General features: G+C 42.2%; 24 protein-coding genes and 3 tRNA genes. 18 read left to right on the top strand and 9 right to left on the bottom strand.

Annotated elements, in window-relative coordinates:
* Positions 1 to 192: 192 nt before the first annotated feature.
* A complete protein-coding gene (locus ACVW2L_RS01165) occupies positions 193 to 576 on the top strand; it encodes a hypothetical protein (protein WP_457126113.1) in 384 nt (127 codons plus the stop codon).
* 198 nt (positions 577 to 774) lie between these two features.
* The gene (locus ACVW2L_RS01160; protein WP_457126112.1) at positions 775 to 1,395 is read left to right on the top strand and encodes a hypothetical protein; all 621 of its coding nucleotides are present in this window, start codon (positions 775 to 777) and stop codon (positions 1,393 to 1,395) included.
* A 29-nt stretch (positions 1,396 to 1,424) separates the two neighbouring features.
* Here ACVW2L_RS01160 and ACVW2L_RS01155 read toward each other — a convergent pair whose 3' ends face one another.
* The gene (locus ACVW2L_RS01155) at positions 1,425 to 1,616 is read right to left on the bottom strand and encodes a hypothetical protein (RefSeq protein ID WP_457126111.1); all 192 of its coding nucleotides are present in this window, start codon (positions 1,614 to 1,616) and stop codon (positions 1,425 to 1,427) included.
* 34 nt (positions 1,617 to 1,650) lie between these two features.
* On the opposite strand from ACVW2L_RS01155, the gene ACVW2L_RS01150 reads away from it, so the two are divergent.
* From ACVW2L_RS01150 to ACVW2L_RS01110, 9 genes are all read left to right on the top strand, one after another.
* Positions 1,651 to 3,627, top strand: coding sequence for a hypothetical protein (locus ACVW2L_RS01150; RefSeq protein WP_457126110.1), 1,977 nt, complete (start codon positions 1,651 to 1,653; stop codon positions 3,625 to 3,627).
* 101 nt (positions 3,628 to 3,728) lie between these two features.
* Positions 3,729 to 4,019 (top strand): hypothetical protein, encoded by a 291-nt coding sequence (locus ACVW2L_RS01145; RefSeq protein ID WP_457126109.1) that lies wholly within the window; start codon positions 3,729 to 3,731, stop codon positions 4,017 to 4,019.
* A 396-nt stretch (positions 4,020 to 4,415) separates the two neighbouring features.
* Positions 4,416 to 5,192 carry a head maturation protease, ClpP-related gene (locus tag ACVW2L_RS01140; RefSeq protein ID WP_457126108.1) on the top strand — a complete coding sequence of 259 codons (777 nt, stop codon included), beginning with the start codon at positions 4,416 to 4,418 and terminating at the stop codon, positions 5,190 to 5,192.
* Complete coding sequence (locus tag ACVW2L_RS01135) at positions 5,189 to 5,611, top strand: hypothetical protein (RefSeq protein ID WP_457126107.1); 423 nt, start codon at positions 5,189 to 5,191, stop codon at positions 5,609 to 5,611. Before ACVW2L_RS01140 ends, ACVW2L_RS01135 begins: the two co-directional genes overlap by 4 nt.
* Before the next feature lie 110 nt (positions 5,612 to 5,721).
* The gene (locus tag ACVW2L_RS01130; protein ID WP_457126106.1) at positions 5,722 to 6,930 is read left to right on the top strand and encodes a hypothetical protein; all 1,209 of its coding nucleotides are present in this window, start codon (positions 5,722 to 5,724) and stop codon (positions 6,928 to 6,930) included.
* A gap of 106 nt (positions 6,931 to 7,036) precedes the next feature.
* Entirely contained in the window at positions 7,037 to 7,621 is a 585-nt protein-coding gene (locus tag ACVW2L_RS01125; protein WP_457126105.1) for a hypothetical protein, read from the top strand.
* Positions 7,622 to 7,700: 79 nt separating this feature from the next.
* Positions 7,701 to 8,984, top strand: coding sequence for a hypothetical protein (locus tag ACVW2L_RS01120; protein ID WP_457126104.1), 1,284 nt, complete (start codon positions 7,701 to 7,703; stop codon positions 8,982 to 8,984).
* A gap of 28 nt (positions 8,985 to 9,012) precedes the next feature.
* A complete protein-coding gene (locus ACVW2L_RS01115) occupies positions 9,013 to 9,621 on the top strand; it encodes a DUF6712 family protein (RefSeq protein ID WP_457126103.1) in 609 nt (202 codons plus the stop codon).
* Positions 9,622 to 9,623: 2 nt separating this feature from the next.
* Positions 9,624 to 12,998: a hypothetical protein gene (locus tag ACVW2L_RS01110; RefSeq protein WP_457126102.1), complete on the top strand. Its 3,375-nt coding sequence runs from the start codon at positions 9,624 to 9,626 to the stop codon at positions 12,996 to 12,998.
* On the opposite strand, the gene ACVW2L_RS01105 is transcribed toward ACVW2L_RS01110, so the two are convergent.
* Positions 12,995 to 14,080, bottom strand: a complete 1,086-nt coding sequence (locus ACVW2L_RS01105; RefSeq protein ID WP_457126101.1) for an acyltransferase family protein — start codon at positions 14,078 to 14,080, stop codon at positions 12,995 to 12,997. The genes ACVW2L_RS01110 and ACVW2L_RS01105 overlap by 4 nt on opposite strands.
* A gap of 30 nt (positions 14,081 to 14,110) precedes the next feature.
* Here ACVW2L_RS01105 and ACVW2L_RS01100 point away from each other — a divergent pair, with 30 nt between their 5' ends.
* From ACVW2L_RS01100 to ACVW2L_RS01085, 4 genes are read left to right on the top strand one after another with little or no spacing between them, the layout of a single operon-like run.
* On the top strand, positions 14,111 to 14,677 hold the full coding sequence (locus ACVW2L_RS01100) for a hypothetical protein (protein ID WP_457126100.1): 567 nt from the start codon (positions 14,111 to 14,113) through the stop codon (positions 14,675 to 14,677).
* A complete protein-coding gene (locus ACVW2L_RS01095) occupies positions 14,661 to 15,074 on the top strand; it encodes a hypothetical protein (RefSeq protein WP_457126099.1) in 414 nt (137 codons plus the stop codon). Before ACVW2L_RS01100 ends, ACVW2L_RS01095 begins: the two co-directional genes overlap by 17 nt.
* Entirely contained in the window at positions 14,960 to 15,490 is a 531-nt protein-coding gene (locus ACVW2L_RS01090; RefSeq protein WP_457126098.1) for a CHAP domain-containing protein, read from the top strand. Before ACVW2L_RS01095 ends, ACVW2L_RS01090 begins: the two co-directional genes overlap by 115 nt.
* A complete protein-coding gene (locus ACVW2L_RS01085; RefSeq protein ID WP_457126097.1) occupies positions 15,487 to 16,071 on the top strand; it encodes a hypothetical protein in 585 nt (194 codons plus the stop codon). The genes ACVW2L_RS01090 and ACVW2L_RS01085 overlap by 4 nt, the downstream gene beginning before the upstream one ends.
* 16 nt (positions 16,072 to 16,087) lie before the next feature.
* Here the strand turns inward: ACVW2L_RS01085 and ACVW2L_RS01080 are convergent.
* Together ACVW2L_RS01080 and ACVW2L_RS01075 are read right to left on the bottom strand one after the other, a co-directional pair.
* Positions 16,088 to 16,171 (bottom strand) — tRNA-Leu (locus tag ACVW2L_RS01080).
* A gap of 69 nt (positions 16,172 to 16,240) precedes the next feature.
* Positions 16,241 to 16,324: transfer RNA gene (locus ACVW2L_RS01075), tRNA-Leu, on the bottom strand.
* Positions 16,325 to 16,464: 140 nt separating this feature from the next.
* Here ACVW2L_RS01075 and ACVW2L_RS01070 point away from each other — a divergent pair.
* From ACVW2L_RS01070 to ACVW2L_RS01060, 3 genes are all read left to right on the top strand, one after another.
* Positions 16,465 to 17,472 (top strand): WD40/YVTN/BNR-like repeat-containing protein, encoded by a 1,008-nt coding sequence (locus ACVW2L_RS01070; protein ID WP_457126096.1) that lies wholly within the window; start codon positions 16,465 to 16,467, stop codon positions 17,470 to 17,472.
* Between the two features lie 99 nt (positions 17,473 to 17,571).
* A tRNA-Lys gene (locus tag ACVW2L_RS01065) sits at positions 17,572 to 17,644 on the top strand.
* Positions 17,645 to 17,893: 249 nt separating this feature from the next.
* Positions 17,894 to 19,120: a site-specific integrase gene (locus ACVW2L_RS01060; protein ID WP_457126095.1), complete on the top strand. Its 1,227-nt coding sequence runs from the start codon at positions 17,894 to 17,896 to the stop codon at positions 19,118 to 19,120.
* A 304-nt stretch (positions 19,121 to 19,424) separates the two neighbouring features.
* Here the strand turns inward: ACVW2L_RS01060 and ACVW2L_RS01055 are convergent, their stop codons facing one another.
* The 5 genes from ACVW2L_RS01055 to ACVW2L_RS01035 all read right to left on the bottom strand — a co-directional run bounded on the left by ACVW2L_RS01055 (position 19,425) and on the right by ACVW2L_RS01035 (position 22,693).
* Positions 19,425 to 20,360, bottom strand: a complete 936-nt coding sequence (locus tag ACVW2L_RS01055; protein ID WP_457126094.1) for a DUF5712 family protein — start codon at positions 20,358 to 20,360, stop codon at positions 19,425 to 19,427.
* A 44-nt stretch (positions 20,361 to 20,404) separates the two neighbouring features.
* The gene (locus tag ACVW2L_RS01050) at positions 20,405 to 20,962 is read right to left on the bottom strand and encodes a BfmA/BtgA family mobilization protein (protein ID WP_457126093.1); all 558 of its coding nucleotides are present in this window, start codon (positions 20,960 to 20,962) and stop codon (positions 20,405 to 20,407) included.
* A 234-nt stretch (positions 20,963 to 21,196) separates the two neighbouring features.
* Complete coding sequence (locus ACVW2L_RS01045; protein ID WP_457126092.1) at positions 21,197 to 21,463, bottom strand: hypothetical protein; 267 nt, start codon at positions 21,461 to 21,463, stop codon at positions 21,197 to 21,199.
* Between the two features lie 53 nt (positions 21,464 to 21,516).
* A complete protein-coding gene (locus ACVW2L_RS01040; RefSeq protein WP_457126091.1) occupies positions 21,517 to 21,783 on the bottom strand; it encodes a helix-turn-helix domain-containing protein in 267 nt (88 codons plus the stop codon).
* 148 nt (positions 21,784 to 21,931) lie between these two features.
* The gene (locus ACVW2L_RS01035) at positions 21,932 to 22,693 is read right to left on the bottom strand and encodes a hypothetical protein (RefSeq protein ID WP_457126090.1); all 762 of its coding nucleotides are present in this window, start codon (positions 22,691 to 22,693) and stop codon (positions 21,932 to 21,934) included.
* Positions 22,694 to 22,893 lie beyond the last annotated feature (200 nt).

Here is a 22,893-nt window from a genome sequence, read left to right as displayed (position 1 = left end):
CTTTATTAAAATGAAAAAAATCCTATGCGTTTTTTTAATTGCTGTAACTGCTTGTAGTTGTAACCTGGGTGACACCAAAAGTAAAGCCGTCCAAAAAGCGAACTGGCTTTAATAAGGGAAATAAACATAGCTGACTCCAATTATAGGGCTCAAATTAATGAGATAACGCAGAATGAGGCTTACGAAATGAGCGTGAAAAGAATTTCTCATTTTATAGTAAACGACTTAAAAGGTAAAGCCGAAAATTGGGAAGCCCGAATTCAGGAGATTAATTTAGATGATGATGTTATAATTATAGACTTAATAATATCCAAAGGATTTCAATTTGACGAAAAAATTCCGGAGTACGAGGCGATTGCATTACAATGCAGTATAACAAACGACGAACGACTAAAAAATCTGATAAAGCCTTTGCAAAAGGGCTATGATGTGATAGTAAGTGGTAATTTTTTGACTGATAAAGATGCTGAGGGTAATATTACTTTCAAATCTTATGCCTTCGCTTCCTTAGGAAGCGAAGGCATCCTGAGAAATCCGGTATTTGACTTTAGCATTACTGATATTAAGTTCAAATAAATATTGCAGGTATTGTGCTTGAGGGCAATGCGGTATATGATTACATATGCCAAACGGCATAATTTTCACTTTTAAGACAAGCGGTCTATTTATAGTTTATATGCAATTACTCAAAGCATAAGGATGGGTCCTTATCTACATCCCTCATAGTAGTCTTTTCTATTATATAACGTTACACTCAAAAATTACCAGCCATGGATGATCATAATCAACTCAATCAATAAGCTAGGTGAAGGTAATATTTCACTTAGTAGTACTATCGGGAACGTGGGTATTGCATTCTCTAGTTTGAAAGGTATAACGGAAGGTGTGAGAGAGGTACTTGGATTACTTAAATTACAAGCAGCTGCGTTAAATACGACCTTAACTGGAGGTATTGGACTGGTATTAGCTTTTTTGCCGGAAATAATAAACATTGCCACATCCTTCTTCAAAGGCAAAGAAGCCGTTGCACAAATGACGGACAAAATGAAAGGCTTTAACGAGATTATCAAAACCGCTAACAGTGATACCGCCGCGCAAACTATAAAGCTTAATCTATTTTATAAATCGGCAACAGATGTTAAGAACTCTAACGAAGCCAGGGCTGAGAGTATTAGGTTATTAAAAAAAGAATATCCTGATTACTTTGGTAAGTTAAATGACGAAGATATTAAAAACGGAAGAGCAAATTCCACTTATTTAACACTTACGCGCACTATAATTGAAAACGCAAGGGCAAAAGCCGCATTGAATAAGATTACTGAAGAATCCGCCAAAATTCTGGATGCTGAGTATAAAGTACAGCAGGTTGCAGAAAGCTGGACGATTGCAGCTTAGGTAACAATAACACGTTAATTCCATGCGTACTACAAATCCCAAAAGCCTTTTTTAGGCAACTCAACATTTGGGTCGCCATAAAAAAAAATGACGTAATTACTTGAGCTAACTCCAGGTTCGGTAACAATAGTGAGAATGTCTTCTCGCTGGATATTTTGTTGATTAATAAATTTTGTCAATGCGTAATGAGCGGCAAATGTCTCAGATTTTACAATTTTCATGGCTGTATATTAAAACTAATCAATAATAAAAATAATGGCAGATAATAACAAAAACATATCTATAGATATAGAAATCAATGCTTCCGGGCAGCAACATATCAATCAATACAAAGCTGCATTTGATACGTTACGAACATCAATAAATAATCTATCACAACCAATAAATAAACTTAATAGTGAAATATCTAAACTATCCGGAGTTGTCGGTGATTTGAATAAGCAAAACAGTTCAGTTGGTGAGTCAATAATTAATGTAGCGGCAAATTACAAAAGCTTTAAAGAGACTATTGAGAAAGTTAAATTTGCTATAGAAGCTTTAAAAGCAGGAACTTTAACCTTATCAACTGCGTTAACCGGCGGCCTATCCATACTACTAACTTTTGCACCTGAGATTATTAGTCTTGTGTCCTCCTTCTTCAAAGGCAAAGAGGCCGTTGCCCAAATGACGGATAAAATAAAAGGTTTTAACGAGGTAATTAAAGCTGCTAACAGCGATACTGCTACGCAAACCACCAAGCTTAACTTACTTTATAAATCGGCAACGGATGTAAAAAACTCAGATGAAGCCAGGGCGGAAAGCATAAGACTTTTGAAAAAAGAGTATCCCGATTATTTTGGCAAATTAACAGATGAGGAGATTAAAAACGGGAGAGCAAACACCACATATTTAACACTTACCCGTACAATAATTGAAAATGCCCGCGCAAAGGCAGCGTTGAATAAAATTACAGAAGAGTCTGCTAAGGTCCTGGATGCTGAGTATAAAATAGAGAAAATAAAAAACGCACACGCGCAGGAACAGCAAATACTAAATAACAAGAAAAAAGATCTGCAGGAAAAGGCAAAAAGAGGCGGCGGACACGGATTAGGCGCGTTGTGGCAAGTGGATGAGGAGAAAAAGAAAAGCGATGAACGACAACAACAAAGCATTGCTGAAGCACGAAAAATAATTAACGATACCAATAAACTTATTGAAAGTTTTACCAAACTGGGCGGTGGGGCAAATAAGATTGCCGCTGCGGCAGCGACGGAAAACAGTGGTGCAAATACATCTGTCTCATTAGGTATGAGGAGGGGCAGCACAAAAACTTACCGACCCAAAGCCCCGAAGTCTGTTGAAGCCGATAGTAACAAAACTATGGGGGAGGCAATGCCCGGCTTAGAGTTTAACACAGGCAAATTTCTCAAAGATTCGCTTGATCAAAGTGTCCAGCAATCTTTAGATGCTAAAAGTAACGCGATAGTTAAAAGCACAGAACGAACTATTCAGCGTGTTTCTGAGCTTGATGCCGAAGCTGCAAAGAAAAAAATAGCCTTAGAAGAAGGCTTAAACAAAGCCAAAATAAACTTCGGTGATAAGTTTATTGACGCCGCTTTAAAGAACAGTAAAAAAGATTCGGCCATTTATAAAGCGGCTTTTCTGGCCAAAAAAGCAACGGCCATTGGAGATACCGTTATCAGCACCAAACGTGCCGTAATGGAATCATTTAAAGCCTACGCAGGTATTCCGTTCATAGGGCAGGCTTTAGGCATAGCCCAGGCAGTGTTTATGGGTGCGCAAGGTGCCATGTCAATATCAGAAATTGCCAAACAAAAACCAGGCTTTGCAAGCGGTGGTCAGTTTCGGTCAGACGGTAGAGGTTCCCTCCTATCCGGTTATAGTCGCACAGACGACACCAATGCCTACCTACGCTCGGGCGAGGCTGTGGTAGTATCAGAAGCTATGCGCAACCCCTGGGCGCGTAACCTGGTAAGCGCTATTAACGTGGCCCATGGCGGCAGGGATTTCTCTGTTGCCAATCCGGGCAGGGGTTACGCTATTGGTGGCATATTTACTGATGGCGGTAATGCTAACAGGTATTACAGTCAGCCTGCTAATGATGTTAAAGATTTAGCCAACACGCTGGCTTACCAAATGATCAACAACTTCCCTCCTGTTTATGTAGATGTTAAAGATATTAACACACAACAAAGCATAGTGGCCAGGACGGTGGATAGGGTAAATTTGTAGCCCCCTAACCCCCTAACCCCCTAAAGTGGGAATTATCAGCTTAAATAAAAATCTATTTATTAACCAATAAAAAAGCTTCCCCTTTAGGGGACGGGAGGGGTATGAATATAAAAACAGCTAACGCCTTATTTGATGAAGGCATATTTTCTGAATTATATAAAGCCGGTTTTATAACGGCCAAGGTATTTACATATCGCGAGATCTATTTATGGGTAATGGCCCAGATGCAGATACGCGGCATTACAAAAAACCAGGCGGTGCTGGAGGCCGAAGTTAAGTTCGACAAAGACGAACGCACCATTTGGCGGGCATTGAACAGCTTTACTGATGGTGACAAAACGGTGTCACCATTGGATAAAAATAATTTTACGACATTTGATATATGCCAATAGGCATAGTTTTCAATTAGCCTGCACTGTCATTCTGAGCGACAGCGAAGAATCTTGTAAACCATAACTGTACAGCGCGCTCGGTTAGTAAGCGTATAAGATTTTTCGCTATCGCTCAGAATGACAAAAACGATTACTGACAAAACAGTGTCACCACCAAGCCGGAAAATAGTACCGACATTTGTATAGTTCACATCTGAACAAAGATTCGCAGGATTTAAGGATTATAGGATTACTACCAGCGAATTGAGACTACTGACAAAACAGTGTCACCATCAGGTCGGAAAATAGTACCGACATTTGTATAACACCAGGCGGCAAGCCAGCCACCAAGCAATCTTTTTTACACCAATTAAACCTTCCGGACTTTCCGTCTTCCCGACTTCCGGACCCAAAAAAATGAACTACAAAATTTACTTATATGATACTGATACCGAGGGTATCGGATCGGGCAAGCTGTCATCCGCCCAAATAAAATTGCAGTTAGCAGCAGCGGCCGGCCAGGATGTAGACGTTCACATTAGCTCGGCGGGGGGCAGCGCGTTTGATGCCATAGCCATCTACGATCTGTTGAAGAAATACCCGGGCAATGTAACTACTTACATTGATGCGCTGGCCGCCTCAGCTGCCTCGGTTGTTGCCATGGCTGGTGACGACGTTGTGATGAGCAAATATGCCCTGCTGATGATACACAAACCCATGGTGGGCAGCGGCGGCAATGCAGACGAATTGCTGAAAGATATTCAGTTACTAAATGTGGTACAATCGCGCCTGGCGGCAATTTATGAAGACAAAACCGGGTTGGACGGCGTCACTATTAATAGTTTGATCGACTCCGTCACCTGGCTTACTGCCGACCAGGCGCTTGACCTCGGGTTTATTGACCAGATTGAGGATTACCAGGCAGAAATAACCAATACCGCCATTATTCAGAATTACACCACAACTGCACCAGTATTTTATCAGCGCTACATTAACAAAATCTTACAAAAACCCAATAACAACAGTATGAACACAGAAAATCAAGAACTGATCCAGAAAACCGCCTCGGTTTTGGACAAGATTATGAACTTCTTTAAAAAAGTGGTAAACAAACAAACTATTACAGACAAAGGCACCCTGCACCACGCCGGTGAATTATGCGAAGGCACAGAAGTTTACCAGGACGAGGAATGACCACCCCCGCAATTACCGACAACTACACTACAGCAACCGGCAAAAAAATAAAGATAAAAAGCGGCCAGGTTGAGAAGATTGACGGCGAAGATACAGACCCCGAAGCGGAGGAAGAAGAAGATATTTTGCCGGAAAGCATATTTAAATCTGGCAAACAAAAAGAAATTAAAAATCGCGTGCAGGAAATAAAAGCTAAGCTACATGCCCAAAATGGATTACTTACCGAAGCAAAAGCCGCGTTGGAAGAAGCTGGCCGCAGGCTAAACAAAACCCACACCGAAATTAAGAACGAAATTAAATCAGACTTTACACCCGAAGGTTCAAAACGCAGCAGCAAAGCAAAGACCGAAACCCAACCTTTTTTTGCGCCAAAAACCACCCTGGCGCAAAATGCGGTTAAGAAAGCAGTTTCTAAATAGTGTGTGGTGAATAGTGAGTGGTTGATTAGGTTAAATAGCTCTTACCCCTCCTCGATACTCACAAGCACTCACCTAATAAACATAATCAACTAATAACTCAATAAAAATTAATGGCTCAATTTACATTTACAAACAATACCTACGCCGGCGAAGCGCTGGCCGGGTTTATGGCAAGCACGCTGCTTGAGGCCGATTCGGTTAAGCGCGGTTTGCTAACCGTTATCAACGACGTAAAATCGCGCAAGGTGATACTTGACGTTGACGACGATGTGGTGCTGCAAAATCCATCAGGCACCTTTACAGACCAGGGCACAACCGCATCACAAAAAGAAAGCTACCTGGACCCTGTTGTGTACGAATTTATGAAACAGGAACAATGGGATAAGCTAGTACAATCATGGGAGGCGCAAAGCCTTAAACCAGGCGCCTTTATGGATTACGAAGGCGTGGTAGACCTGTCTGACTTTATGGTGCAGCGTTACCTTACCAAAATACAGATTGCTAACGAGCGTTTGTACTGGTTGGGAAAAGCATCAACAAGAGAGGCCGCATTTACGGCAAGTTTTGATGGCTTACTGCCTACCATCGCCGGCGCCTCAGGCGTCTACAAAGTGGGCTTGGGCAAGCTGGCAACTTCAATGGCTGCAACCGCTATCAACGCGTCAGGCATAGTAACAGTATCAAGCACCGCAACACTGGCAGACGGTGATGTTGTAAGCATTACGGCAGTAACCGGATCAAGCAAAGACACCACAAATGGAGGTGGCGGAATTGACGTGCAAGGACAATCGTACTTCATAAAGGTACTAAGCTCAACCACTTTTCAATTGGTGCGCAATTACAACGAGATCAACACACGCAAAGCGGCAGCATTCTCTGGCTCTTCTACCGCCGCCACTGTAAGCTACATTAACGCAAGCAATGTGCTGGATGTGCTAAGCGGAGTTTATGCGCAGCTGGATCCGGCTGATAGAAGTCAGGATGATTTCAATTTGCAGATACCTTTCCACGTGGGTTATGCTTACGCACAAGCGCAGGCTAACAAAGCGGTGAACGTATTGAACGCCTTTACCGACAAAAAGAAAATGGATTACCTGGGTTTACCATTGCAACTGATGAACCACTGGCAGGCCAATACCATTTTGGGCGCCCGCTCATCAAACCTTTTCCTGGGTGTTGATTTACTGGGCGATGCTTCAGAACTTTCAACCGTTTACATGAAGCCTTACACCAATGACAATGTGGTGCGCATGAAAGCCCGTATGAAAGCTGCGGTTAACTACAAATTTGCTAACGAGTTATTTTACCTGTCGGCGTAATATTAATGAGTGAATTAGTGATTGAGTGAGTTAGCGATTGCTGTCTTTAACTCACCAATCACATTCACTCCTTCACTCAATCACTAATTAAATAAATAATTACTCTATGTCAATTTACAATAAAATAAATGCAGGCTTTGCCCTGGGTGCTGATGACCCTATAACCTCCGGGGTTGAGGATGTGATCTACATCTTTAATCAGGATGACATTACCATCTCTTACGATACACTTAATCCCCTGATAGTAGAAGATCTTACAGCGGTCGGATCAGCTAAAGTTTACAAGTTTCAAGGCACAAATAACAGCTTTAACTCCATATCAAAAATTGCTAAAACAGCGGTCGGTCCGCGTTATACGGAAGAAATAGACTTTAACATTGCCGGTCTTTCTGTTGATATCAAAGCACAATTGCAAGCAATGGGCTACGGACGTGTATGCGCCGTGTTAGTTAACAACTACAAATCAAGCGACTCGGCAATTGAGTTGTTCGGTGCGGTAAACGGCTTGATCCTTACCGAAGCAGAGCGAAACGCAGCTGATGAAAGCCTTGATGGCGGCTACAAATTAAAGCTAACCAATCCTGATAAGTTGAAGGAGCCCTACCCCCCACGCGCGGTTTCTATCCCTCCAGTTAGCGGAAGCGCTACCTATGCGAGCACTATTGCAGCATTAGAGGCCCTGGTATCCTAATTATTTCCGGCGGCGGGGTGATACAGCCTGTCGCCGGAATCACCAAGTCCTTTTATAAACGTAAAACAATCAATACAACATGAAAACCTATCTGCCACAAATTGAGCGACGAATTTTAGTGAGACCCAACCAAACGTTTGGCATACTTAACTATGATCTGGACAACGCTTACCCTCAACGCATGCTTGAGCTGGTGGCGCAATCGCCAACTGCTAAAGATTGCTGGAACAAGCGCGCGAAATTCATTGCAGGTAATGGCTTTGAAGAACAAGACCTGGGCAAACAAATAATAAACCCCAATGGCCTCACTCTTGCTAAATTACTTAAGGCTGTGGCGCAGGATCTGGCGCTGTTCACCGGCTTTGGCATCCATATAAACTACAACGCCAACTTTAAAATAAGCTCCGTTAACTATATTAAGTTTGAAGATATCCGCATGGGCGATATTGACAATATTGAAACTGCTGATAAATACGGCATATATTCTGACTGGGGTAAAAAAACTTGGAAACACGTCTCGCGCAGCAAAATAGCCTTTATTGATAAGTACGATCCGGACGCCGGAATAATAAAAAAACAGGTTACCAAAGCGGGCGGTTGGAAAAATTACAAAGGGCAGCTTTACTACTTTAATCCTGCTGTTGATGATTACCCATTAATAGAGGCCGACAGCGTTTGGGAAGATTTTGAAACCGAGGCCGGTATAAAAACCTTCAATAATCGCGAGGTAACTACGGGTTTTTTGCCATCAACCATGTTGTTTATGCAATCGCGCAGGGAAGAGGCGGACAATGCAGGGCCAGATGTTGAACAAAGCGCGGGCAATCAAATATCGCAACTTGAAAAAGACCTTGGAACTTTCCAAGGAGCAAAAAGTGCTCAAAAGATCATCGTTATAGAGTATGAGGATGAAAGCCAGAAGCCAGAGTTTCAACCTTACTCTATTCAAAACAACGATAAGCTTTTTGAAGCGACCGAGAAATCTGTTGAAGCGCGGATAATTAAAGGCTTTTCTGTACCGAAAGAACTTATCAATGCCGAAAAATCATCCGGCCTAAGTAACGGTGGCGAGAAGAAACAAGCCATCAGGGAGTTTAATGACAACACTGCAGCAGAAAGGTCGGCCTTATCAGAAAGCTTTGAGGAAATATTCAATAACTTCTGCACTCCTATCAACCCGTCAGCTAACTGGAACATTATACCGGTTCCGGCAACTGTGGCCGATGACAGTCCGGGTCGTACCGCCGGTTCAAGCATCAATCAATTACTGTTGTCAGATCTACCTGCCGACAATAAAATAGCCATAATGGTTTACGCATACGGCTTTAAACAACACGAGGCGGAAAGCATGGTGACTCAATAATCCATCGGCCACGCAATAAATAATATATATGATTTTAATAGACCAGCTAACGTTTCAGCGGTACGAGGATATCTCTGCAAACATAAAACCCGAACGCCTGAAAGTTTTCGTTACCAAAGCCCAGGATCTTGATCTTAAGCCTTTTTTGGGCAGATCGCTTTACTATGATTTTATCAAGCATTTTAATGAAGACGGCACGATAAAAGACGATGCCTCGCAGCATTACAAGGATCTTTTGAATGGCAGTGAGTATTTAGACAAACGCGGACATATTGTTTTATACGAAGGGTTGCTACCAACGCTTTTATACTTTGCTTTTTCGCGATTTATTGAGGCTGATGCCATAAGGTATACCGCCACAGGGCCGGTACAAAAACAAGCCGACCAAAGCATTCGCCTATCACATTCCGAAATTACAAAGTTGGTTCAGCAACAGCGCAGCGTTGCTAATGCTCACGCTAACGATGTTGATAAATTTCTATGGGATCATCGCGCTGACTTTCCTCTTTGGGAACCTGGGAGCAAAAACCGCAGCGCAAGGCAGTCGGGACCGCGGATACGTAGTGTTGATAAATCGGATTATAACTACCCGGGCGACTTATTTAATCAACCTGATTACTTACCCATAAATAATTAACAATGGCAGATAAAAAACTAAGCGAATTACCTTTAACATCCGCCATAAACGCCGAAGATATATCGCTGTTGGTAAGCGATGGCACCGACTATAAATTCGCGTTCGGCACGCTGCTGCAATTTATTGGCAGTAATCTTAACGTTGGGGCAAAAGTAACTGTCGGCACAGTAATGCCTTCAAATTCAACCGGTAAAAACGGCGATCTTTTTATTAAAACGGATACCGGCGCGTTTGCCCAGAAAGGCTCAGGGGTTTGGACGGTGGTTTACACTATACCGTCATCTACAGGGGTAACAAACGGCACCATTTTATATGGCGTAGGCGCGCCGGGAAGTGGCACAGGTAGTGATAACGACACCTATATTAACACAGGTACCGGGATATTTTATAAAAAGACTGCAGGAAGCTGGAACCAGGCATTTTCTATGCAAACCGGGCCGCAGGGACCACAAGGTACTGCCGGAACCAATGGCACCAACGGAACAAACGGTTTCAGCGTACTTAATGGCACCACCACTCCCTCCAATATAAGCACCGGCGTAAATGGCGACTTTTATATTAATACGTCAACTTACACCATTTACGGGCCAAAAACCGGAGGTGTTTGGGGAGATGGGATGTCTTTAATAGGAACCAGCATTCCTAATGGTGGTACTGCCGGCCAGGCATTGGTTAAAACCAGCGATGATGATTTTGATGCGAACTGGGGCGATATTGATGTCGCGTTTGAGAATATAACAGGAGATGTCAACGATAATGCTTCACTATTGGCTGCGTTAGGTGGCAAAGCTGATCTGGTAGCCGGCAAAGTTCCATCGGCGCAACTGCCCAGTTATGTAGATGACGTTTTGGAGTTTAGTAATTTTGCCGCACTGCCGGCAACCGGCGAAACCAGCAAAATATACGTAACACTGGATACTAACTTTGAATACCGATGGAGTGGATCTGCTTATATTCAGATAGTTGCTTCACCGGGTAGTACTGATGCAGTACCCGAAGGGAGCGCTAATAAATATTTTACTGCGGCAAGGGCTTTAGCATCACTGTTAACCGGCATTGGCTTTGGCGACGCTACTGCAATTACGGCTACTGATAGCTTTTTGAGCGCCTTTGGTAAGCTGCAAAAGCAAATCACCAACTTTTTTGACATAGTTTATACAAAAGCGATATCTGTAACAAATAATGGCTTCATTTCGATAAACCGTACTAACAACACCAGGGGTATTTTTTTGACTGCTGATGGCCTTAAAATCATCACAGGTGATGGCACTGTTGTTGACGGTACATCAAATTTCACGGAGGTAAGTAAAGGCTTATTGTCGTTTAGGGATTTAGGTACTTACTGGCAAGAGATAAGGCCTAACGATGGAACACTAACAGGCAACGGTACCTTTAGGTTACCAAATAAAACAGGAAATAAGATTTTAGCAACTATAGATGATATAACGGGCGGTGGGACTACAACACCGGTTTGGAACCGTAAGGGCGTCGCTATTGAAGCTGAGTTACCAACTGACGAAAATGTGACTGGCGAAGCTACTGTATTGTACGAAACCGCCGCAACTATATTTACAACCACACAGGATGGTAAAGTTTTCAAATGCTGGTTTACGGTAGGCTGGGATAATCCTAATATTTGTTATGCTGAAAGCTTGGATGGCATAAAGTGGATTCGTCGTTCGGGCTTTGTGGTTGTGGATCACTATCGCAGCACTGTCCTTAAGGTAGGATCTACTTACTATATGTACGCCGCGTACAAAGGAGCCGCGCGAATTGACCGCTTAACGTCTACAGATGGCGTAACGTGGACGCTGACTAACACAGGTGTTGTAGTAAAAAACACCGGCAGCTGGAATAGCGGTACCGTACAAAATAGCTGTGTTATTTACGATTCGGGCACCTGGAAGATGATTTTAGAAGGTTATAACGCAGGGACAGGAGTGGCTTCTTTGGGCTATTATACGTCTACGGATGGCATTATTTGGACAGAATACGGGAGCAATCCTGTGTTATCCTTAAGTGCACGTTCGTGGGGTGGCCCCAATATCCATAAGGTTGGCTCTACCTTTTATATGTGGTGTCACGGCACCTCCGTTCCAAATTCTCAAACTCCTACTGATCTTTACCGATTTAGCTCAACCGATTTAATTAATTGGACAATAAACGCTGCTGGCGCACCTATTTTAAAACGGTTAATGAGCGATGAGGGGGTGAACAATTCACCCGGCCAGGTAGGTGATGCAGATGTAGTAGAAGCTAATGGCAAAACCTATTTATTCTACGCAGGGGTGATTAATGGGCTGGTGCAGTCAACGTACCATCTAAAGGTAGCGGTTGCTGATATGACAATGGCAGAACTTGTAACTACAAACGAAGGCGACGGTGGTATATTAGAGCACTCCACACCAGATGTTTACACAAAGACGCAAAGCGACGCTAAATATTTAACAAAAGGAACTCCGAACCCATTACAGGTTGGAAATATTGGTATACAGGGCTATTTGAGAGTAGCACGTAACGCGGGGGGTACATCTTCTCGGCCCCAAGCGCAATATGATGCAGATCAAATATACTTTTATAATTCAGCAGACGGCGGTGATGGTGTTAATTTTATAGGTGCGGGTGCTACCGGCTGGAATATCACTTCTATGGGGAGCGTAGCATTTACAAAATACGGCGGTGGTACTATGGCTGTTTTAGGACTCGATGGTAGTCTGGCGTTAGAAGGAGGTATAAGTGTAAAAGGTATAGGTTCCGATTATGTAGGTGGCGCGGCTTACGATGTTTTAGAGATGGGTAATAGCGGTAACGGCGGAATAGTTAGGGCTTCGGGTCGTACGTTTCGACGCGCTTGTTTTTCTAACAGTGACGCGGCTACGCGAAGCAACACCGCCGCTGAAGGCAGTGTTACGCCGACAGGAAACGGATCAGCATCCTTGCATTACCCTTACCCAAATTTAGTAGGGCGGCACTTTGTGTTTACGTTTAGTGGGGTATATTCTACGCCTGTTGGAGGCGGGGCTATAACTTTCCGGATTAAATACTGCGGCACTAATGTAGCCACTTGTACTTTAGGAGGGTTGGCAGCGTCCGCAAGCGCTTTGAGATTTGATGGTCAATGTAATATAGTTACAAAGTTTAAAAGTCCGGGTGAAGATGTACTGACCGGCGAGGCTTATGTAGACGGCGCAGTTACTTATTCAGTAGGAGACGACGCCGCGCCAAAAATGACGCAATTAAATAATGGCGGTGCTTTAATAACCGGATTGAATAATGGTTATTACAATGGCACCTATGATGTTACAGCGCAGTGGGACACGGCAGACGCAGCCAAAGTATTGAAAGTGACCCGCTTGCTAGTGGAAATGGTAGGCTAATCAGAAATCAATTTCTTGCCGACTTTTTGCATAGGTATTTCGATTAAATGATATAGCGGTATTGAAATTATAAGGCTTAATGAAAATGTCAATAAATAGTTCACGATAAAATTCAAGATAGCAGTGGGTTCATTTGTCGCGCCAATAGTGTTCCATGCAGCAGACTTTTGCAGCAGATAAAGCACGGCCCAATGCGTTACAAATATGGTATAACTTAACTCGCCAGTTAATTTAAAAAAAGAGTTGAACAATAGCCCATTATGATACCGATGCAATGAAAATATTATCATCGAAAATACCGCTGCTATTAAAAGATAGTCTGGCATAAAATTTGAAAAATCAATCGCCAGACCACAAGTTACAATGCACGTTCCTATAAAAAGAACTTTAGGCGAAATGCGATCATCCGTTTTGTAGATTACAAAGTATAATAAAATGCCCAGGCTAAAACACGGTAATTGGCTCGGTAGGTATAAGAACAAATAATCATTCCATAGCCTCGTATCAGATATTAACGGGTGCCTTTGTAAGGTAATGTGTAAAGCAAAGCGTAAGCAGATAGTAAACACTACGAAGATGAAGGCATGCTCCAAATGCCTTATTTTGTTAAATAAAAATGGCATAAACAAGTAAAACACTGTCTCTATTGCAACTGACCATTGCCCTGGAAATATGCTATTTATCCAGTATGGATTAAAGCTATTGGTGAATGTTAGTGTGCTTAAAACGTTGCCAACAGTTATGCCTGACGCATTGCCCAAAAAATAGCGGGGCCCGGTTCCATATAGCCAAAGATAGTAGCCAACGGCGACAAAAAATAGCGGGACTATTCTAAAAAAACGCCGAATAAAGTAATTTTTGATTGGTGTTTTTTCACCCTTTCTATTGCTGAACGACAAAAACAATGTGAAGGCACTTAAAATATAAAAGAGTTGAACGCCTCTCGCTCCATTGTCAAAAACAGAAAGTATATATGGGTGAATGTGCTGCATCCCGTCTGAATACATTCCGACATGCACCAATAGCACCATCAAAATAGCCACAGCTCTTAAAATTGTGATGCAGTCCAGTCGATTCATCATAAACAAATAAACAAAAACAAATTGTATCACATGAATAAAACTATATACTCTTTTCATGTGCTAACAATACTTAAACTAACCAACAGCTATGTTTGTCATTACTGTCATGAAATAGCCCATTTCACCAATTATCCGGTACCAGAATATCCTTTTCTTATAAAACCCACAAATTTCATTGCGATTGCTTCCAGCCAATCGGCTGAAGTATGTATTCATTTAAAAAACAATACCATCCCCATGCCGCTATCCTCACTACTACCCTTACTGTGCTCGGCCGCGTTCGGTACATTGCTAACTTTATTTGCAACACGAAAAAAAAACAACGCCGAAACGCAATTATTTAACACCGAAATATATAGCACCATGTTGGGTGATCTGCGTGCGCAACTTAATATGCAGGGCGAACAGTTAAAAAATCAGGCACAACAGATCCTTAATTTACAGAAAAAAGAAACAGAGAACGTGCGCATTATTAACCTGCAGCAAAAACGGGAGCGTGAGCACCTCACTAAAATAAAACAATTAGAGGCTACCATCCGCCAGATGGAAAGCCGCATTAATCACCTTCAATATCAATTATATGGAAAACAAAGCTAAACCCGGCTCAACATCGCCGTTTTACAAGTACTTATTAAAACACAACGAATATCTGTTGCTTGCATCAGCAATATTGATTTTCTGGCTCTCGCCGTTTGTATTAAGGGCCATTGACCCTACCGCCGGAAGTTATGATGTGGGCGTGCTACAAATACCTATAACCGCAATTATAAGCTTTTGCATTTTTCAGTCGGTAGTGTGGGTAACCATGAAGTTAAACTGGTTATCGCTTCGCACTTATTTTGAAGAAGAATTTATTTACGATTTTAAACAGCTTCCCTCATGGTTAAAAATTATTATCTCATTATTGGTTTACTTTTTATTAATGTTTTCGTTGGTGCTGCTCAACCAGGTAATACAAGGGCAAGCGTACAGCATACCTATGCCAGTCAAGTAGGCATACACGAGCTAACGGGCAATAACGACGGTAAGCAGGTGGAAGTTTATTTAAAGTATGTTGGTCTGCAAAAAGGCAATCCCTGGTGTGCGGCGTTTGTTTGCTGGGTGCTTGGTCAAAACGACGTAGCTAACCCTAAAAGTGGGTATTGCCCCATACTATTCACTGCTCAGAACAAAATATGGAAACGCATGTCAAAAACTAGTTTAATCCCATTAATGGGTGACGTCTTCGGAATTTACTTCCCGGAGAAAAAGCGCGTCGCTCATGTTGGCTTCGTAGACAGTTGGACTAGCAAAACCGTAATTACGGTTGAAGGAAATACCAACGATGCCGGTAGTAGAGAAGGCGATGGCGTTTACAGAAAAATAAGATTAACCAGGCAGATCTACGCCGTAACCCGATTTATAAAATGAAAAATAGTCACTTCTTATTATTGGCCTGTATGCTACTCTCTGCCTGCGCTAAAAAAACTTATTTAGCAGATAGCAACACACTTTCACATCAAATTAAAGCGATCACAGACTCAACAGAGCACAAAACATCTTTAATAACCGACAAAACCATCACCTTTATTAACAGAACAATTGATACTAATATAGTTGTTACCGGCAAAGCGCTTAGCGGTTATTTAGTTCGCTCTCATTCGTTAGACAAAGACACAAGTGCGCATTTTGAAAACGACGATTTAAATCTGTTTCTTCAGATAGATAGGACCGGTAAGGCCACAGCCACAGCCATTCCAAAAGTAAAAACCATAAAAGCAAAAGTGTTTGAGCGGATAGCTGTTTATAACAACCTAACAAGGGAAGAAAAAGCTGACGTTAATGTTAAAAGTGAATTAGCTGTTAAAACAAGCGATACTGTTAAACACACTAAAAAAGAAGTTTCAGGTAACACCACATTTAGCTTTAGCTTGATAATAATAATATTGTTGGTTAGTGTTCTTATCTGGATTACACAGAAATTTACTTTTCTGGGAAAGTTACTTAGATAATATATTAAAGGAGAAGTGCCCGGAACGAGATTCGAACTCGTACATCCTTACGAATGCCACCCCCTCAAGATGGTGCGTCTACCAATTTCGCCACCCGGGCCTGTAATCACTAAGTCCGGATGCTAAATCTAAATTCTGATTTATGCATCCGGACTTTTCTTTTTGGATGTGCCCGAAGAGAGACTCGAACTCTCAAGAGACAATTCTCAACGGCTTCTGAGACCGCAACGTTTACCAATTTCGCCATCCGGGCATGTAAGCGGCAAAAACCGGCCACTTATTGGGGATGCAAATATAATGCTTTCGGTCAATTTGCCATTTATTTAAATAAAATATGCTGCGCTAAACTTTCAATAGCTTAAATAACTTAATTTAGGTTAAATACATCTCAACATGAAAGTTAAATATCCGCTGGTTGTAACCTTTGTTTTATCGATGATGATAGGCCGCCTAAACGCGCAAAAGATACAGGTGATTGAAACAAATAAACCGGTAAGCATCCGCGGCTTGTCTGTTGTGACCAATAAAGTGGCCTGGCTAAGCAGCAGCAGTGGTTACACAGCAATAACGCGCGATGGTGGCCATACCTGGAACTGGCAACAGGTTAAAGGTTTTGAAAAGGCCGATTTTAGAGACATAGAGGCGTTTTCTGACAAGGAAGCTATTATAATGAGTTCGGGCACACCGGCGTTAATATTAAAAACCACCGACGGGGGCGCAAACTGGCAGTTGAAATACCGGAACGATGACAAGGCCTATTTTTTAGATGCCATGGATTTTTCAAACAAGAAGCATGGTTTAATTTTAGGCGATCCTATCGATAAAAAGTTTTTATTGCTGGAAACGAATGATGGTGGAGATAGCTGGCATAAGTTTGCCAATCTGCCGGATGCAAAAGAAGGCGAGGCTGCTTTTGCCGCGAGTGGGACGTGTCTGAGAATTAGGTATGGTGGTGAGTTTTTTTCCATCGTAACAGGAGGCACGATTGCCCGACATTTGGTATTAGAAAAGCCATTTAAAGAATGGGCCTATTATGATTTACCTATTACCCAAGGAAAAGCAAGCAACGGAGCGTTTTCAGTTTCAGAAGGTGGGCTTGTAATTGTTGGTGGCAACTATTCAAACGACAAATATGTCGACTCTATAAGTTCTTACTTTTCAGGTCACACACTATATGTCAAAAGCAGACAGGGTCCAAAAGGATACCAATCATGTGTTGAATTAGTTGCTCCGCAAACTTACCTTTCTACCGGCACACCTGGCAGTAATATTTCACTAGATCATGGCGTTACCTGGCACCAAATTGATACCACAAGTTTCAACGTTTGTCGTAAAGCAAAAAGCGGAAGGCTCGTTTTATTGGCGGGAGATAAAGGTAAAATTGGCATTTTTACCCCGTAGTTTACTGTTAATGAAGTGCTTAAAAATATATTAAAAAATAGCTTGCAGCGTGTACTGATAAATCCTATATTTGCACCACTTTAAACAAAACGTTTAAATGATTCCGTAGCTCAGCTGGTAGAGCATAACACTTTTAATGTTGGGGTCCTGGGTTCGAATCCCAGCGGGATCACTGGAAGACCCTCCAAAATTTGCAAAACCCTTCAAATGACACGATTTGAAGGGTTTTTTGTTTTCAGATTACATCAAAAAATCCATTAAAATCGGGCGTAAAAGGGGCTAAATCGGGAGTCGGTACCAATGAAATTAATCGACTCCCGATTTAGCTCATAAACATCTGTTTATCAACTTGTTCATTAATTGAACATCTTGACTGGAAAGAACACAGGGACTACTTTTATTCATCTTTAAAATTAAAAAAATGAAAAAGACATTTAAGGTGCTGTTCTACCTCAAAAAGTCAAGAACAGCCAAAGAAGAGCGATTTCCGATCTATTTAAGATTAACAGTAGACAGCAAACGGGTGGAATGGAACACACAAAGAATGTGTAGCGCAGAGCAATGGAGCACAAAATCCTGCCGGATTTCGGGAACAAGTAAAGAAGCGAAAGCAACTAATGCCTGGCTGGAACAATTGAACGCAAAGTTGTATGAAACACAACGAGAATTGCTTGCGTCCGGAAAAGAGGTGACGGCCAAATCAATCAGAAGCCTTTATAACGGCGAATCCGTTGATGATATTCCAATCCATAAAATTTTGGAAGTATATCAATATCATAACGATCAATTTGCCAGTTTGGTGGGCAAAGAGTTTGCCATAGGTACGCTGAAAAAGTTCAAGACGGCCTACAAATCGTTAGAAGCGTTTATCAAGCATAAATACAAGGTAAATGATTTGTCGCTGGACAAGTTGAATCACCAATTTATTACCGAGTACGAATATTATTTAAAGACGGTTAACAACATCCAGCATAATACCGCTATGGGAATGATCAAAAAGCTGAAGAAGATAGTCCGTCAATGCGTAGCTAATGACTGGCTGGTGAAAGACCCATTTATGGCCTACAAAATAAAAACACGGGAAACACACCGTGCCTATTTGAGTGAAACGGAGATCGAAGAACTGACAAAAAAGAAATTCTCGACCGCTCGCCTCGAACTGATTAAAGATCTTTTCCTGTTTAGTTGCTTTACGGGGCTATCCTATGCCGACCTAATCGCGTTGAAGCCTTCAGATCTTGTTATCGGTATTGACCGGGAAATTTGGATAAACACCACCCGTACAAAAACGGGCACCTTATCACGTATACCACTACTGCCTCAAGCTTTAGAAATTATAGCCCGTTATCGTGATGATCCGAGGGCCCTTAATGCCGGTACTGTTTTCCCTTCGATTACTAATCAAAAAGTAAACGCCTACCTCAAAGAAATAGCAGATTGCTTAGGCATACAGAAGGAGTTGACCTTCCATTGTGCGCGTCATACATTTGCCACCACAGTTACTTTAACTAATGGCGTACCTATCGAAACCGTAAGCAAAATGCTTGGCCACCGTAGTTTGCGAACTACCCAAATTTATGCAAAGGTATTGGATAAAAAGGTGAGCGATGACATGGCTGTTTTGAAGAAGAAATATAGTAATGGCTAGTATTATATTGATCTGTACACACTAGGTCATTACACCGCTTAAACAACCGGAGCCGGAAGCAGGGAATTTGTCAAGGGCAACGGCGATAGCCGTTGTTCATATACCCTTGGCTATTTCACTGCGCGGGTATCTTTGTGACGGCGGTGCGGTGACCGTACTTGTTATGTGCGTTGGAGAAGCAGGCGTGTAGGAGGAACAAATACTACCTGCGTGAGTCGGCGAGGCGGATTGCTGAATGGAACCCGGCGTTAAGCGCGTGGTGCAATGCAGCAACCTGCCGCAGCCGCATAGTGTTTATTTTCCATTACATTGAATATCCCTGACTTTGATCATTATCGTGTCCATAGCCGCGACCTCTCTTTCTTTTCCGCCGCTGGTGGTCATCCTGAGTAGGTGAGCCTCCAATAGACTGACCACCTTTCAACAAGATATCAATCAGGCTGGCACCATGGCTATGACCCTGCTCGACAACAATCTTGTTAGCCTGCTGCACACGGTACTGTTCTTTTACTTCCTTTTTCTGCTCGTAAGAGCCATGTTTAAGCGTATTGGCATACTTAAACGACTCCTTGACATCCCGGTCGTAATCAAACATCCGGTCAAACAAAGCTTCTGACATCTGCTTAAACGCAACCCTGTCAAATTGCCCGACCTTTTGGCTATGAGCGGCATTTTTCCCTTTTGAATTATTGAGCGGGCTCAGCTTTATTCTATCGCTCGCGTCCTTACGGCTAACAATGATTTGAACGTGCATCTGTTCGCCTGGCTTGATGTCGCCTTTAGCTGCCTTTCCTTTTCTTACCTCCAGGTCTTTATAAGTATAGTAGCGGTTCTGCTCCAACTTGCCGTAATAAACCAGGTCTTTGTTGCTATCGATGCCGCTGCGCTTAAAGTTTCTGGCATAAGCATCCATGACCAGGTTAGCATAATCTTTCAGGTAAGCCTTCGCGCCTTGTCCGCCATACAGTTCCTTTAGGTATCGGATTTCCTTTTCGCTTGGGCTGATATTGATGAGAAAGAACTTGGTATCGTCCTTTGAAAGCTTTGCTATATTACCATCGATGCCCTGCCTGACCTCATAAGGCTGAATGTTATTCCGGTCATGGCTGAACCAATATTCCGGCTGATGATTTTGATCCAGCTTTTCGGCCAGCCGGTTTTCCTTTTCCAGGTAAGCAACCAGTTGACTGCTGCTGCCTTTGTTGTTGCCGGTCTCGCTCTTAGTAATATTAATGTGCATAATCGTTATTTTTGAAATTGTCACAGCTCCGTATACGTAATTATCTATAAATTATTTACCTGTTCCCTGGTAAAGCGCATTAGTTCGTCTTTATCCGCCTGCTTACTGAGCATGGTCATCTTTTCCCGCTCGGTCATGTAATATTCCAGAATTCCGCTGAAGTGTTTCTTTAATTTGTTCTTATCAAGCTGTGCGGTATCTAACCTGTTTAAAAACTCGGCAATACGATTGATAGCCGTTACCTGTCCTGTATAAGCTTCCCGTTGCTGCTTGTTATGGACGATAACATGCTGGTTAAAGCCATCCAATATCTTACCCTGCGCCGCACTCATTCTTTCACCATCCTTCTTGATCGGTATCAATAAATCTTGTTCCTGCGTTTTGATAAAAGCCACGATGTTATCGGTCTTACGGTTGATTGCGTTCTTTAGCAAATCATCGTTCAAGTCCCTTGGATCTTTCTTGGTCTTATAGAAATAATCTACCATGTAAGTAAACAAATCCAGCTTCGATAGCCCGCATTTATTAGCGACTGTTTGCAGCTTATTATCCGTTTTCTCCAAAAATCGTATCGTCTTGTTATTTTCATTTGTTGCCATCATTCACACATTATCATTGTCTGGTATACCGCCAGGTATACTGATTTCCTTTTTAATAGTAGAAAGCGGGGGCAAAGTATACCATCGGTATACGCAAAACCGCCTTAGCCCCGCAGGGCGAGCGGAAAAAGTCGGGTGCGCCCGACTTCCGCTCGCTCCCCCCGCTTTCGCGGAAGCACATGAGATACCCCGATAGGTCGATCCATAGATCGGTCGATATAGAGATATTCTTTTTCATCAAGATTTTAAGATTTGCCAGTCGTCGGGCCAGCAAACCTGGCTGCCGAGTTTTGGATGATAAGACGGTTGGTAGCTGATGTAACCATAAGCATCCAGCTCCCTGATACCTTTATGGTAAGTCGCTATCGATGCAATCTTGCTGTAAGCCATCAGTGTCTTGCGTGTAATGGCAAATGGACTAACAAAGCCGCTTCGCCGCCAGTGGACGAACAGTCCGGTAAAAAGGCTAACATGAGTTGCGTTTAACCGTTCGTCTTTACTCATGCATCGGAGCAATTTTGCATAGCCTGAAAGTTCTGGTGTTAAAACAGTCGCCTTCATTTCATACCACCTTCCAACAGCTTGTTGATGTCCTCAAGCTTATAATAGATGATGCTGCCGATGCGGGTAAAGCTGAGTGAGCCATTGATACGCAAATTTTGCAAAGTACCTGGCGAGATTTTCAGCAGCTTCCTAACCTCGTTACTTTTCAGCCATTTCTTGGATGCGCCTTGCCCATCAAGTTGCACAAGCTTTTTTATCTCTGTTAATAGCCTGCTTTCAAACTCTCTTAAATCTTCTTTGGTGATGATCTCTAAATTCATTCTGCCCTCCGTGTTTTGGGTTAATAACTAAACCGGTTCGCGGGAACGATCATTTGGATTCCCTTGAACGCAATGGTTCAAAGGTCAAGGGCAAAAGAGCGAAATGAATGACCAATGATGGCGTTTGGTCAGATTTGAAGGGCAAACGCTATTCCCTGTCTTTAGGAACTATTTTGAAAAGCTTGTCTTCTTCAGCGATATTAATATACTTGGCAGGTTTATCATCCTTATTAGCCGGGAAGTAGTTATGGGCAGTGTCAATGGAGATGTCCTTATCGCCGTGTTTGAAATACTTAGCGATCATTTTATACCAGGGACTTTGCCCTTGTGAGCGGCCTAGCTTATTGTCATTAGGCAATTTCAAATCCTGTATCTGATGTATAACATGTATGAACGGAGCTAGGCCGCCCTTGCTTAATACGATCTTTTCACTGGCATCATATTTGGTTGCTTCTTTCAATTGTGCTTCCAATATTTCAATTTTAGAATTCAACCTGTCGATCTCCCGGTCTTTTTCTGCTATGACTGATTCAATAGGTTCAAGCTTATGCCAGCGGTCAACGGTTTTAATAAAGCTCAGGAATACTTCCAGCTTCCTGACGCTTGCCATGTGATTGGGATAGCTGGATGAAAACGGGTCCTTTTTCTTATAATGATCAATACGGTTGATGACGATATCCGTCACATGATTAAAGTACTGTTCTTCCTGGTCAGGGAGGCTTTTTGAAAAGTAATCAAAGTGGAAGTAGTAATATGGGCCGTATTCTTGTTCTTCCAAATCATAAAGCTTCTTCAAAAAAAAGTTGTCAGCAAGCCCTTTGTTTTGGATAATGGCATTACCTATCTCGAAACGGTGAGGTGAAAAGTCAAATGGGTTGCGGAATTTGAAGTAGGGTCTGTGTGTTGGCATATTATAAATTTGACAGTCTAAATCATAGCACAATGTGGATTCGGCATCACATAAAAACAATAAATATCATCTTGACTAAATGTTGCTATTTTTAGAAAATATTGTTGAATGTTTTTTTATCTACAAAACATAAAGTAGTTATTTAACAATCCTAATTTAAAACAAAATGTGTTTATTTATTCAAATTGGGCATAATATGT

This window comes from Mucilaginibacter sp. HD30 (assembly GCF_054061755.1).
Note: the sequence above shows the minus strand (reverse complement) of the source record. Positions and strands in the feature narration are given on the sequence as shown.

Excerpts from the sequence above, each read along its gene's own strand:
- ACVW2L_RS01160 (WP_457126112.1), top strand. The coding sequence starts at position 775 with ATGATCATAATCAACTCAATCAATAAGCTAGGTGAAGGTAATATTTCA.
- ACVW2L_RS01155 (WP_457126111.1), bottom strand. The coding sequence starts at position 1,616 with ATGAAAATTGTAAAATCTGAGACATTTGCCGCTCATTACGCATTGACA.
- ACVW2L_RS01150 (WP_457126110.1), top strand. The coding sequence starts at position 1,651 with ATGGCAGATAATAACAAAAACATATCTATAGATATAGAAATCAATGCT.
- ACVW2L_RS01145 (WP_457126109.1), top strand. The coding sequence starts at position 3,729 with ATGAATATAAAAACAGCTAACGCCTTATTTGATGAAGGCATATTTTCT.
- ACVW2L_RS01140 (WP_457126108.1), top strand. The coding sequence starts at position 4,416 with ATGAACTACAAAATTTACTTATATGATACTGATACCGAGGGTATCGGA.
- ACVW2L_RS01135 (WP_457126107.1), top strand. The coding sequence starts at position 5,189 with ATGACCACCCCCGCAATTACCGACAACTACACTACAGCAACCGGCAAA.
- ACVW2L_RS01130 (WP_457126106.1), top strand. The coding sequence starts at position 5,722 with ATGGCTCAATTTACATTTACAAACAATACCTACGCCGGCGAAGCGCTG.
- ACVW2L_RS01125 (WP_457126105.1), top strand. The coding sequence starts at position 7,037 with ATGTCAATTTACAATAAAATAAATGCAGGCTTTGCCCTGGGTGCTGAT.
- ACVW2L_RS01120 (WP_457126104.1), top strand. The coding sequence starts at position 7,701 with ATGAAAACCTATCTGCCACAAATTGAGCGACGAATTTTAGTGAGACCC.
- ACVW2L_RS01115 (WP_457126103.1), top strand. The coding sequence starts at position 9,013 with ATGATTTTAATAGACCAGCTAACGTTTCAGCGGTACGAGGATATCTCT.
- ACVW2L_RS01110 (WP_457126102.1), top strand. The coding sequence starts at position 9,624 with ATGGCAGATAAAAAACTAAGCGAATTACCTTTAACATCCGCCATAAAC.
- ACVW2L_RS01105 (WP_457126101.1), bottom strand. The coding sequence starts at position 14,080 with ATGATGAATCGACTGGACTGCATCACAATTTTAAGAGCTGTGGCTATT.
- ACVW2L_RS01100 (WP_457126100.1), top strand. The coding sequence starts at position 14,111 with ATGAATAAAACTATATACTCTTTTCATGTGCTAACAATACTTAAACTA.
- ACVW2L_RS01095 (WP_457126099.1), top strand. The coding sequence starts at position 14,661 with ATGGAAAACAAAGCTAAACCCGGCTCAACATCGCCGTTTTACAAGTAC.
- ACVW2L_RS01090 (WP_457126098.1), top strand. The coding sequence starts at position 14,960 with ATGGTTAAAAATTATTATCTCATTATTGGTTTACTTTTTATTAATGTT.
- ACVW2L_RS01085 (WP_457126097.1), top strand. The coding sequence starts at position 15,487 with ATGAAAAATAGTCACTTCTTATTATTGGCCTGTATGCTACTCTCTGCC.
- ACVW2L_RS01070 (WP_457126096.1), top strand. The coding sequence starts at position 16,465 with ATGAAAGTTAAATATCCGCTGGTTGTAACCTTTGTTTTATCGATGATG.
- ACVW2L_RS01060 (WP_457126095.1), top strand. The coding sequence starts at position 17,894 with ATGAAAAAGACATTTAAGGTGCTGTTCTACCTCAAAAAGTCAAGAACA.
- ACVW2L_RS01055 (WP_457126094.1), bottom strand. The coding sequence starts at position 20,360 with ATGCACATTAATATTACTAAGAGCGAGACCGGCAACAACAAAGGCAGC.
- ACVW2L_RS01050 (WP_457126093.1), bottom strand. The coding sequence starts at position 20,962 with ATGATGGCAACAAATGAAAATAACAAGACGATACGATTTTTGGAGAAA.
- ACVW2L_RS01045 (WP_457126092.1), bottom strand. The coding sequence starts at position 21,463 with ATGAGTAAAGACGAACGGTTAAACGCAACTCATGTTAGCCTTTTTACC.
- ACVW2L_RS01040 (WP_457126091.1), bottom strand. The coding sequence starts at position 21,783 with ATGAATTTAGAGATCATCACCAAAGAAGATTTAAGAGAGTTTGAAAGC.
- ACVW2L_RS01035 (WP_457126090.1), bottom strand. The coding sequence starts at position 22,693 with ATGCCAACACACAGACCCTACTTCAAATTCCGCAACCCATTTGACTTT.